This is a genomic window from Oceanicola sp. S124 (assembly GCF_000220565.1).
In the GTDB taxonomy this organism is placed as follows: Bacteria; Pseudomonadota; Alphaproteobacteria; order Rhodobacterales; family Rhodobacteraceae; genus Pseudooceanicola.
In genome coordinates this window covers 22,396-32,750 of the sequence record NZ_AFPM01000329.1, presented here as the reverse complement: position 1 = coordinate 32,750, position 10,355 = coordinate 22,396, and the positions used below count along the sequence as shown (strand labels likewise).

12 protein-coding genes are annotated in these 10,355 nt (G+C 67.9%); 9 read left to right on the top strand and 3 right to left on the bottom strand.

The window, feature by feature from the left end:
- From OS124_RS0122660 to OS124_RS0122645, 4 genes are all read left to right on the top strand, one after another.
- On the top strand, positions 1–816 hold an 816-nt coding region (locus OS124_RS0122660; RefSeq protein WP_010142324.1), incomplete at its 5' end, for a CCA tRNA nucleotidyltransferase.
- Between the two features lie 89 nt (positions 817–905).
- Entirely contained in the window at positions 906–2,759 is a 1,854-nt protein-coding gene (locus OS124_RS0122655; RefSeq protein ID WP_010142323.1) for an ABC transporter ATP-binding protein, read from the top strand.
- A 38-nt stretch (positions 2,760–2,797) separates the two neighbouring features.
- Positions 2,798–4,030 carry a class I SAM-dependent RNA methyltransferase gene (locus tag OS124_RS0122650; RefSeq protein ID WP_010142322.1) on the top strand — a complete coding sequence of 411 codons (1,233 nt, stop codon included), beginning with the start codon at positions 2,798–2,800 and terminating at the stop codon, positions 4,028–4,030.
- Positions 4,031–4,102: 72 nt separating this feature from the next.
- Positions 4,103–4,591 carry a L,D-transpeptidase family protein gene (locus tag OS124_RS0122645; RefSeq protein ID WP_040607843.1) on the top strand — a complete coding sequence of 163 codons (489 nt, stop codon included), beginning with the start codon at positions 4,103–4,105 and terminating at the stop codon, positions 4,589–4,591.
- A gap of 80 nt (positions 4,592–4,671) precedes the next feature.
- On the opposite strand, the gene OS124_RS0122640 is transcribed toward OS124_RS0122645, so the two are convergent.
- Positions 4,672–5,223: a CAP domain-containing protein gene (locus OS124_RS0122640; protein ID WP_010142320.1), complete on the bottom strand. Its 552-nt coding sequence runs from the start codon at positions 5,221–5,223 to the stop codon at positions 4,672–4,674.
- Between the two features lie 176 nt (positions 5,224–5,399).
- Between OS124_RS0122640 and OS124_RS0122635 the strand changes: the two genes are divergently transcribed.
- Positions 5,400–6,014 carry a L,D-transpeptidase gene (locus OS124_RS0122635; RefSeq protein WP_010142319.1) on the top strand — a complete coding sequence of 205 codons (615 nt, stop codon included), beginning with the start codon at positions 5,400–5,402 and terminating at the stop codon, positions 6,012–6,014.
- Between the two features lie 145 nt (positions 6,015–6,159).
- On the top strand, positions 6,160–6,339 hold the full coding sequence (locus tag OS124_RS0122630; protein WP_010142318.1) for a hypothetical protein: 180 nt from the start codon (positions 6,160–6,162) through the stop codon (positions 6,337–6,339).
- Positions 6,340–6,468: 129 nt separating this feature from the next.
- On the opposite strand, the gene hemH is transcribed toward OS124_RS0122630, so the two are convergent.
- Both hemH and OS124_RS0122620 read right to left on the bottom strand, forming a co-directional pair.
- Positions 6,469–7,521, bottom strand: a complete 1,053-nt coding sequence (gene hemH, locus OS124_RS0122625; protein ID WP_010142317.1) for a ferrochelatase — start codon at positions 7,519–7,521, stop codon at positions 6,469–6,471.
- A 96-nt stretch (positions 7,522–7,617) separates the two neighbouring features.
- A complete protein-coding gene (locus tag OS124_RS0122620) occupies positions 7,618–8,454 on the bottom strand; it encodes a methyltransferase domain-containing protein (RefSeq protein WP_010142316.1) in 837 nt (278 codons plus the stop codon).
- Between OS124_RS0122620 and OS124_RS0122615 the strand changes: the two genes are divergently transcribed.
- Genes OS124_RS0122615 through OS124_RS0122605 form a run of 3 tightly spaced genes read left to right on the top strand, consistent with a single transcriptional unit; the run spans position 8,453 to position 10,353 of the window.
- Complete coding sequence (locus OS124_RS0122615) at positions 8,453–9,202, top strand: ComF family protein (RefSeq protein ID WP_010142315.1); 750 nt, start codon at positions 8,453–8,455, stop codon at positions 9,200–9,202. The genes OS124_RS0122620 and OS124_RS0122615 overlap by 2 nt on opposite strands.
- 32 nt (positions 9,203–9,234) lie before the next feature.
- The gene (gene grxC / locus OS124_RS0122610) at positions 9,235–9,495 is read left to right on the top strand and encodes a glutaredoxin 3 (protein WP_010142314.1); all 261 of its coding nucleotides are present in this window, start codon (positions 9,235–9,237) and stop codon (positions 9,493–9,495) included.
- Between the two features lie 3 nt (positions 9,496–9,498).
- On the top strand, positions 9,499–10,353 hold the full coding sequence (locus tag OS124_RS0122605; RefSeq protein ID WP_010142313.1) for a carbon-nitrogen hydrolase family protein: 855 nt from the start codon (positions 9,499–9,501) through the stop codon (positions 10,351–10,353).
- Positions 10,354–10,355: the final 2 nt, after the last annotated feature.

The following is a 10,355-nucleotide window of genomic DNA, read 5'->3' as shown; positions in this document are numbered from 1 at the left end:
GCCCGGCGGCGCGATTTCACCATGAACGCGCTTTATGCCGATGCGACGGGCCGGGTCGAGGATCCGCTTGGGCAGGGGCTGACCGACCTTGCCAGCCGCCACCTGCGCTTCATCGACGATCCCGGCCAGCGCATCCGCGAGGATTACCTGCGCATCCTGCGTTACTTCCGCTTCCATGCCCGCTTCGGCGATCCGCAGGCCGGGATGGACCCCGAGGCGCTGGCCGCCATCGCCGCCAATGCCGACGGCCTCTCGACCCTCTCGCGTGAGAGGGTGGGGGCCGAGCTGCTGAAGCTGCTGGCCGTCACCGATCCGGTCCCCGCCGTCGCCGCGATGGAGCAGGCGGGCGTGTTGCAGCGCGTCCTGCCCGGGTCGGGCATCCGCGCCCTTGGTCCGCTGGTGCATCTGGAGGCCGAGGCGGGCCGTGCCCCCGATGCCGGGCTGCGCCTTGCCGCGCTTGGCGGAGAGGACCCGGCGACTGCCCTGCGCCTGTCGAAGAAGGAGGCCACCCGCCATGCGCTGCTGCGCGACGAGGCGGCGGGTCTCCGCCCGGCGGCCGAGCTGGGCTATCGCCATGGCGCGGACGAGGCCGAAGCGATGCTGCTGCTGCGCGCCGCGCTGCTGGAACAGCCCCTGATGCCCGGCGATATCGACAGCGCCCGCGCGGGTGCCGGGCAGGTATTTCCCCTTGTGGCCAGGGACTTGCAGCCGCGGTTCGAGGGGCGAGAGCTGGGCGAGGCCCTGCGTCGCGCCGAGGCGCTGTGGATCGCCGAGGGTTTCCGCCTAGGGCGCGAGGCGCTGCTGTCACGGCTCTGATCCGCGCAACCGGGTCTGCACAAACGTCGCTATCGCCTCCCTTGAAACCCCCGGCGCCGATGGGGATAAGAGGGTGAAAGGCGTCTCCCATGCTCGATCCCAGAAAGCTCATCGATCCCTACAAGCCTGCCGACGGGCCGCCGCCCGACGGCCTGCTGAAGTTCATGATCTGGGGGCTGGGCGGCGCCTGGCCGGGCCTGTTGCTGGGGGCCTTCCTGGCGGCGCTGTCGGGGGCGGCGGATGCCAGCACGGCCTGGATCCTCGGTGCGGTGGTCGACGGGGCGCAGGCCACCGGGCCCGAGGGCTTCTTCGACCCCTCCAACATCGCGCTGATCGTCGGGGCCGTGGCCTTCTTCCTGCTGGCCCGGCCGCTGTTCATGGGGCTGTCCACGGCGGCGACCTCGATGATCCTGCAGCCGAACGTCTTCACGCTGGTGCTGTCCCGCGTGCATCGCTGGACCATGGGGCAGTCGGTCGTCTACTTCGACAACGACTTTGCGGGCCGCATCAGCCAGAAGCAGATGCAGACCTCGCGGGCGCTGACCGACGTCGCCTTCGAGGTGATCAACGTGGTCGCCTTTGCCCTGGCCTCATTCGGGGGCAGCGTGGCGCTGATCCTGACCATCAACACCGGCCTCGGCCTGGCCTTCCTGGTCTGGGTCCTGGGCTACCTGGCTCTGATCAGCTTCTTCATGCCGCGCATCCGCGAACGCTCGAAGGCGCGGGCGGCGGCGCGGGCCATGGTCTCGGGGGTGGTGGTGGACACGATCACCAACATCAAGACCGTGAAGCTCTTCGCCCATACGGACCACGAAGACCGCGCGGCGCTGACCGCGCTTGAGCGCTTCCGCCAGACGGCGCTGGCCTTTGGGCGGATCTCGACCACCTTCCGGGTGATCCTGACGGTCATGGGGGGCGTGCTGCCGGTGCTGCTGGTCGGCGGGGCGCTGGTCTTCTGGTCCAACGGCCAGGCCAGCATGGGCGATATCGTCGCCGCCGGGGCCGTGGCGGTGCGCGTGGCGCAGATGACCGGCTGGGTCAGCTTTGCCCTGATGGGGATCTACGCCAGCGTCGGCGAGGTCGAGGACGGCATGCGCACGCTCGGCCGCTCGGTGCGGCTGCACGACAAGCCCGGCGCCACCGCGCTGACGGTGCCCGAGGGCGCCATCACCCTGGATCACGTCGGCTTTGCCTATGGCCAGAAGGCCGGCGGCGTCACCGACCTGTCGCTGGAGATCCGCCCGGGCGAAAAGCTGGGCATCGTCGGCGCCTCGGGGGCGGGCAAGTCGACGCTGGTGTCGCTGCTGCTGCGGCTCTACGACCCGGAAGAGGGCCGCATCCTGATCGACGGGCAGGACATCAGCCAGATCACCCAGGACAGCCTGCGCCGCAATATCGCGCTGGTCACGCAGGATACCTCGATGTTCAACCGCTCGGCGCGGGAAAACATCCTCTATGGGCGCCCCGAGGCGACCGAGGAAGAGCTGTTCGAGGCCACCGACAAGGCCGAGGCGCATGAGTTCATCGAGAAGCTGACCGATTTCGAGGGCCGCTCTGGCTATGACGCCCGGCTGGGCGAGCGCGGGGTGAAACTGTCCGGCGGCCAGCGCCAGCGCATCGCCCTGGCCCGTGCCATCCTGAAGGACGCCCCGATCCTGGTGCTGGACGAGGCGACCAGTGCGCTGGACAGCGAGGTCGAGGCGCAGATCCAGACCTCGCTTGAGAACGTGATGCAGGGCAAGACCGTGCTGGCCATCGCGCACCGCCTGTCCACGATCAGCCACATGGACCGCATCGTCGTGCTGCACGAGGGCCGCATCGCCGAGCTGGGCAGCCATGCCGAGCTGCTGGCGCAGGAGGGGCTCTATGCCCGCTACTGGGCGCGGCAGTCGGGCGGGTTCCTTGTCACCGATGACGAGGATGAAAGCGCCGCCGCCGAATAGGCTTTGCGTGGCGCGCGACCTGCGATAACAGGCGCGCCATGCAAGATTTCCAGATCCAGCGACTTGGCCATCATGGCGATGGCATTGCCGAGGGGCCCTCGGGCCCGCTCTACGCCCCCATGACCCTGCCGGGAGAACGTGTCAGCGGCAAGATCGCTGGTGACCGGCTGGAGGGGGTGAAGATCCTTGAACCCTCGCCTGAACGCGTCGCCGCACCCTGCCGCCACTTCCGCAGCTGCGGCGGCTGTGCCGTGCAGCACGCGGGCGAAGACTACGTGGCCGCCTGGAAGCGCGGCATCGTCGAGGTTGCGCTGAAGGGGCAGGGGGTCGAGGCGGTGATCTCGGGCGTGGCGACCTCTCCGGCGCGCTCGCGTCGGCGGGCCTCGCTGTCGGCGCGCAAGACCAAGGGCGGCGCGCTCGCGGGCTTCCATGGCCGCGCTTCGGGTGCCATCGTCGAGGTGCCGGACTGCCAGTTGCTGCACCCCGACCTGATGCGCGCCCTGCCGGTGGCAGAGGGGCTTGCCCGTGTGGGCGGTGCCCGCAAGGGCGAGATTTCCGTTCTGGCGACCCTGTCCGAGTCCGGGCTGGATATTTCTGTCACCGATGGCAAGCCGCTGGACGAACCGCTGCGGATGGAGCTGACCAGTGCCGCGCAAGAGCTTGATCTGGCGCGGCTGTCCTGGGACGGAGAGCTGATCGTCACCCGCAATCCGCCGTTCCAGAGGTTCGGCCGTGCGCAGGTGGTGCCGCCGCCCGGTGCCTTCTTGCAGGCGACCCACCACGGTGAACAGACGCTGTTGGCCGAGGTGCTGCGGATCACCAAGGGCGCCAAGCGCGTGGTCGATCTGTTTGCTGGCTGCGGCACCTTTGCCCTGCCGATTTCCGAGCGCGCCGAGGTGCTGGCCGTCGAGGGCGACCGGGCCATGACCGCCGCGCTGGAAGACGGCTGGCGCCGCGCCGGGGGGCTGCATGCGTTGAAGGCCCAGGCGCGCGACCTGTTCCGCAATCCGCTGGAAGGGGATGACTTCAAGGGGATCGAGGCCGCGGTGATCGACCCTCCGCGCGCGGGCGCCGAGGCTCAGACCCGCGCGCTGGCCGAAGCCCGCGTGCCGGTGATCGCCGCCGTCTCTTGCAACCCCGTCACCTTTGCCCGCGATGCACGGATGCTGCTGCAGGCCGGCTACCGGATGGGCGAGGTGCTGGTCGTGGACCAGTTCCGCTGGTCGCCCCATGTCGAGGTCGTCGCCGGATTTACGCTCAACAAGTCGTGAGCTGCGCCTTGCCGCTTCCCGGCCCCCCGGTGGGGCTGGTAGAAGGGCAAAAACGCCAAACAGAGCAGTTTCATGAAAAGACGGGCAGTGCTTTCCCTGGTCCTGGCGGCTGTCGCCTCGGCCTGTTCCAAGTTCCAGACCTACCGTGGCCCCGAGGTCACGCGCATTCACGTGCTGAAAGGCCAGCGCCAGATGTACCTGATGCACAACGACGAGGTGCTGAAGGCCTATGGCATCGGCCTTGGCTTCGCGCCGGTGGGTCACAAGCAGTTCCAGGGCGACGGCAAGACGCCTGAGGGCGCCTATTACATCGACCGCCGCAATCCGAACTCCGAGTTCCACCTGTCGATCGGTGTCTCCTACCCCAATGCCACGGACCGTGCCTTTGCCGCAGCCGAGGGCAAGAGCCCCGGCGGGGATATCTTCATCCACGGCAAGCCGCCCAAGTATCGCGACGCGCCGCAGGACTGGACGGCGGGCTGCATCGCGGTCTCGGACAAGGAGATCGAAGAGATCTACGCCATGGTCCGCGACGGTACCCCGATCTACATCCACCCCTGATCTGGCCTCTGGTCGCCATGACGGCAAAGAAAAAGGCGCCTCCCGGGGCGCCTTTCCTTATGCCGTGATCCTGCGCCGGGTCAGAGCGCGTCGGGACGGTTCGGGGCCGTGTTGCGGTCGCCCATGATCAGGGTCCACCAGATCTTGCCCGAGGTGTCCTGGTGCCAGGCAAAGCCCATGTCTGTGGCGGCGCGCGACAGCAGCACGCGGCGGGTGTCGTCCTGGTCCATCCAGGCGCCCAGGGTCTGGACCTCGGTCTCGTAGGTCTCAGAAATGTTTTCGCCGATCAGCGTGCCGGGATAGCCGACGCGGGCGATCCGGTCGATGGGCGAGGAGCCGTCCGAGCCGAAGTGCCAAGGGCGGTTCTGGTTCGACATGTCATTGGAGTGGGTGGCGGCGGCGGCGGTCAGCTGGCTGTCCAGCACCACCGGGGCGGCGCCCGAGGCCGCGCGCAGGCTGTTCACCGCGTCCAGCACGTCATAGGGAATCCGGCCGCGATCCGAGGCGGTGATGCGGTAGAGCCGGGGCAGCGGCTTGCCATCGGCGCCAAGCTGCGGCGGTTGCGGATTGGTGGTTGCCACGCAGCCCGCGAGGACCAGGCAGAGAGGAAGGAGAAATTTCAGGAAACGCATTCAGGGTCTGCCGAGTTGAAGGTTGTATGAACCGCTTAACGCGGCTGAGGTGCAATTTCAAACGCACATGGGCGTGAAGCGGTTCAATGACACTAGTTTGAATTGCGACTGCTGCAACGCGGTCATATGGTGCCGGGGAAATCCGGCGCCCCAGGCCAGCGGATACGGAGACCATCATGACCTTCCCCAAGACCCCTTCTCGGCGTGCCTTCCTTGCCGGTGGTGCCGCCGTTCTGGCAACCCCGGCACTTGCCCAGCAAGAGGCCAGCTACGCCACACCCTTCGAGAACTCCACCGAGGTCGAGCGTGACCCCAACGAGACGGCGCGCCGCAATATCTCGTCGTTCCGCTCGCTCGACTGGCAGCCCTATTTCGACAACACCCGCAACGGGGCGATCCTGGTGGATATCGACAGCCGGGCGCTGCACTTCTGGTCCGAGGACCAGACGATCTACAAGCTCTACCCGACCTCGGTGCCGCTGACCGAAGACCTGACCCGTCGCGGCCGCACCTCGGTGGTGCAGAAGGTCGAGAACCCGACTTGGCGCCCGACCCCGTCGATGCAGAAACGCAACCCCGAATGGCCCGCCGTGGTCGAGGGTGGCGCGCCGGACAACCCGCTGGGCGTGCGCGCGCTCTACCTCAGCTGGACCTACTACCGAATCCACGGCACCCACGACACCAGAAAGATCGGCCGGCGCTCTTCCAACGGCTGCATCGGGCTCTACAATGAGCATGTTCTTGAGCTTTACGAGCTGGCCAAGGTGGGCACTCAGGTGTTGCTTATTTGACGACATTTTCCTGTGGGGACAGGGGTTACCGTATCTTGCCAATTGCATTTTGCGCCCCGCCCCGCGTATGACGGAATCACGAGGTAAGTCTTGGGTGCCGGGCGTAATATGTCCAAAATCGGCCGGCCTTTATCTGGAGGATAAAATGAAAAAACTCGTTCTCGCCGCCGCCCTGGCCGCAGCTGCAACCACCGCTTCCGCTGGCGCGTACTCCGAGCCGGTCATCGAAGCGCCGGTCGTTGTCGAAGAAACCACCAGCTCGTCCGCCGGCATCATCCTGCCGCTGATCCTGCTGGCCGTGGTTGCTGCCGCTGTCGCCGACTAATTCGGCAGGCGTAAAGCAATGGAAAAAGGCGGTGGAGCAATCCACCGCCTTTTTTCATGTCCGCAGACCAGTGGCTGAGCGCGGCGCTTCAAGGGGCGCCCCCGTGGGGACGCCCGGCACGGCGGTGGTTCAGTCCAGCCAGCCCTGCAGGTTCTTCTCGATCTCGAAGGCCAGCGCGGCGATGTGCTCTTCGTCGTCGTTGAGGCAGGGCACATAGGTGAAGCTCTCGCCGCCGGCGTGCTCGAAGCTTTCGCGGATCTCTTCGTTGATCTCTTCCAGCGTCTCGATGCAGTCCGCCGAGAAGGCGGGCGCGATCACCGCGATCTTCTTCTTGCCGGCCTCGGCGAGGCGCGCGACCTCTTCCACCGTGTAGGGTTGCAGCCATTCCTCGGGGCCGAACTTCGACTGGAAGGTCGTCTTGATCTGGCTGTCATCCCAGCCCAGCCGTTCCTTCAGCAGCCGCGTCGTCTTCACGCACTGGCAATGGTAGGGGTCGCCCTCGGTCAGGTAGCGGAACGGCAGGCCGTGGTAGCTGCAGACCAGGATATCCGGCTGTTCGTCCAGCTCGCCATACTTGCGTTCGACCGAGGCGGCGAGGGCCTCGATATAGGCGGGGCTGTCGAAATAGGGGGGCAGGGTGCGGGTCGCGGGCTGCCACTTCTCGTCCATCAGGGCGCGGAAGAACTGGTCGTTCGCCGTCGCGGTCGTGGCGCCGGCGTACTGCGGGTAGAGCGGGCAGAACAGGATCTTGGTGCAGCCCGCCTCGACCATCTTGCGGACCTTCGACTTTGTCGAGGGATTGCCGTAGCGCATGCAGTAATCGACCATCACCAGCTCTTCGCCGTAGCGCTCTTCCAGCGCGGCGGTCAGGGCGGCGGTCTGCTGTTTGGTGATCGTCGCAAGGGGCGACTCATCTGCCTCGGTGTTCCAGATCGTCCTGTAGGCGGCGCCGGACTTGAAGGGGCGGATCGTCAGCACGATGCCCTGCAGGATCGGCTGCCACTTCCAGCGCGGGTAGTCGATGACGCGCTTGTCGCTGAGGAACTCCGACAGGTAGCGGCGCATCGACCAGTAACCGGTGTCGTCGGGGGTGCCGAGGTTGGCCAGCAGCACGCCGACTTTCTGGCGCGGCAGGGCAGGGTGATCGGCGGGGGCGTGCTCGGGCCGGGTGGCATCGGTCATGAGGGCTCTCCTGAAAGGGTCGCCTCCGGAGATAGAGGGTTCCCGCGCAGGGTCAATGCGTCATGCCGTGCCACGCCGGTTTCGCGTCGGCGCGGCCTAGGGCTTCAGCGGCTTTTCGGCGGTGCCGAGCGCATCGGCCAGCGAGGACAGCGCCGAGCCGGGCCGCAGCGGCTGCTGCTGGCTTTCATGCGGGGCCCAGCCGGTCAGGGTGACCAGCTCGAAGGTGGCGGGGACGCGGCCTGCGGCATCGGCATGGGTCTGCAGGTACAGCTCGACCGCGCGCAGCATGACGGCACGGCGGGTCGGGTGGCGCAGGCGCTGGTGCAGCGCGTTGCCCTCGCCCATGGCGCGCAGGTCGGCCATCAGCTTCAGCGGGCTCTCGTAGTCGACCGTCACCTTGTCGCTGTCGACCACCGGCAGGGCAAATCCCGCCCGTTGCAGCAGCCCGCCGAGGTCGCGCACCTCGCCCATGGGCGCAATGCGGGGAGACAGGCCCCCGGTCACCTCGATTTCCGCCTGTCCGAGGCAGGCGCGCAGCTCGTGCAGGGTCTGTCCACCGAAGAAGACCGCCAACAGCAGCCCGTCGGGGCGCAGGGCGCGGCGGCACTGGATCAGCTGGCCCACCGGATCATTGGACCAGTGCAGGTCGAAGACATGCATCACCACGTCGGCAGAGCCGGGCGCGAGGTCCAGCACCTCGCCGGTGCCGATCACCTTCGGCGGCCGCGCGAAGCCCCGGGTCAGCCCCTGCCAGTAGGCGGGGTGGGGGGTGACCAGCACCGGATCCGTAAACTCCCGCTTAACCATGTCCAGGCGATCCTGCAGGTCGAGGACCGCGCGGTCGTGCAGGAACAGGGCCTGGGCCTCGGCACGGGCCCGGTTGCGGGCAAGCGCGGCGGTATCGGTGAGGGTCTGCTGGGATGTCTGGCTCATGGGACGGATAGATAGGCACTTCGCGGGGGTAGTTCAAACCGCCATCCGGCTGGTCTACCCGCCGCGCTGCCTGGCCTGTGGCGGGCTGGTGGACAGCGACTTTGGCCTCTGCGGGGACTGCTGGCGCGACACGCCCTTCATCGGCGGCACGGTCTGCGACGCCTGTGGCGTGCCGCTGCCGGGCGGGCAGGGTGAGGCGGCGGCGCGCTGCGACCAGTGCCTGTCCCATCCGCCGCCCTGGAACCGGGGGCGCGCGGTGATGCTTTACGCCGGAACGGCGCGGCGGCTGGTGATGCAGCTCAAGCACGGCGACCGGCAGGACATCGCGGCGCCTGCCGCCCGGTGGCTGGCCGAGGCGGCGCAGGGGCTGACCCGCCCCGACATGCTGATCGCGCCGGTGCCGCTGCACCGCTGGCGGCTGCTCGGGCGGGGCTACAACCAGTCGGCGCTGCTGACGCGGCGGCTGGGACCGCACCTCGGCCTGCGCGACATCCCTGATCTGCTGCAACGGCCCCGCGCCACGCCCTCGCTGGATGGCAAGTCCCGGACCGAGCGGCAGGGGATCCTTGCGGAGGCGATCCGCGTCACGCCGCGTCATGCCGGGGCCGTGGCGGGCCGCCCGGTGCTGCTGGTCGACGATGTGATGACTTCGGGGGCGACCTTTTCCGCGGCGACGGGGGCGCTTCTGGCCGCAGGCAGTGGCCCGGTCACGGTTCTGGCACTGGCGCGGGTCGGCAAAGCCCTCTAGGTTGTCCCCCGCGACCCCAGCCGGAGACACCCATGCCCGCCATCGAGATCTACACCCGCCCGACCTGCGGCTTCTGCCATGCGGCCAAGCGGCTGCTGCGCGACAAGGGCGTCACCTTCACCGAGATCGACATCAACGTCGAACCCGCGCGTCGCGCCGAGATGATCCAGCGCGCGGACGGCGGGTCCACCGTGCCGCAGATCTTCGTGGGCGATGTCCACGTCGGCGGCTGCGATGACCTCTATGCACTTGAGAATGCAGGGAAACTTGACGCCCTGCTGGCGATGGAGTGACCCGTGGCCAGCGCCGTCAAAGCCGCCCTTCTGCAGATCACCTCGGGCGATGACCCTGTCGCCAACCTGGCGATGATCCAGCCCATGGTCACCGAGGCCGCCGCCAACGGCGCCGGTTTCGTGCTGATGCCCGAGGTTTCGAACTGCCTTTCCAACTCGCGCGCGCGCCAGAAGGAGGTGCTGCGCAGCGAGGCAGAGGACGAGACCCTGAAGGCCCTGCTCGCCCAGGCGGCGGATCTGGGGATCTGGCTGCTGATCGGCTCGCTTGGCATCAAGACCGAGGATGCGGACGGGCGCTTTGCCAACCGCTCTTTCCTGATCTCTCCCGAGGGCGAGGTTGCGGCCTGGTATGACAAGATCCACATGTTCGACGTGCAGGTCAGCGAACATGAGACCTATCGCGAATCCGATGGCTACCGACCCGGCGACCGTGCCGTGGTGGCGCGCACGCCCTTCGGCGTGGTGGGGATGACCGTCTGCTATGACGTGCGTTTCGCCTATCTGCACCGGATGCTGGCCAAGGCGGGCGCGACGATCCTGACCGTGCCCGCTGCCTTCAGCCCGGTCACCGGCGTCGCCCACTGGGAACCCCTGCTGCGCGCCCGCGCCATCGAGACCGGCTGCTACGTTCTGGCGCCCGCGCAATGCGGGCTGCACACGAAGCCCGGCGAGAAGGAGCGCCGCACCCATGGGCACGGCATGGTCGTCGCGCCCTGGGGTGAGGTGCTGCTGGACATGGGAACCGAGCCGGGCATCGGCTATGTCGTGCTTGATCCGGAGGCCGTGGAAAGCGCCCGCAAGCGCGTGCCCGCCCTCGGCCATGACCGCCCCGTGACGCTTGACGACAGCGCCCTGTAAGA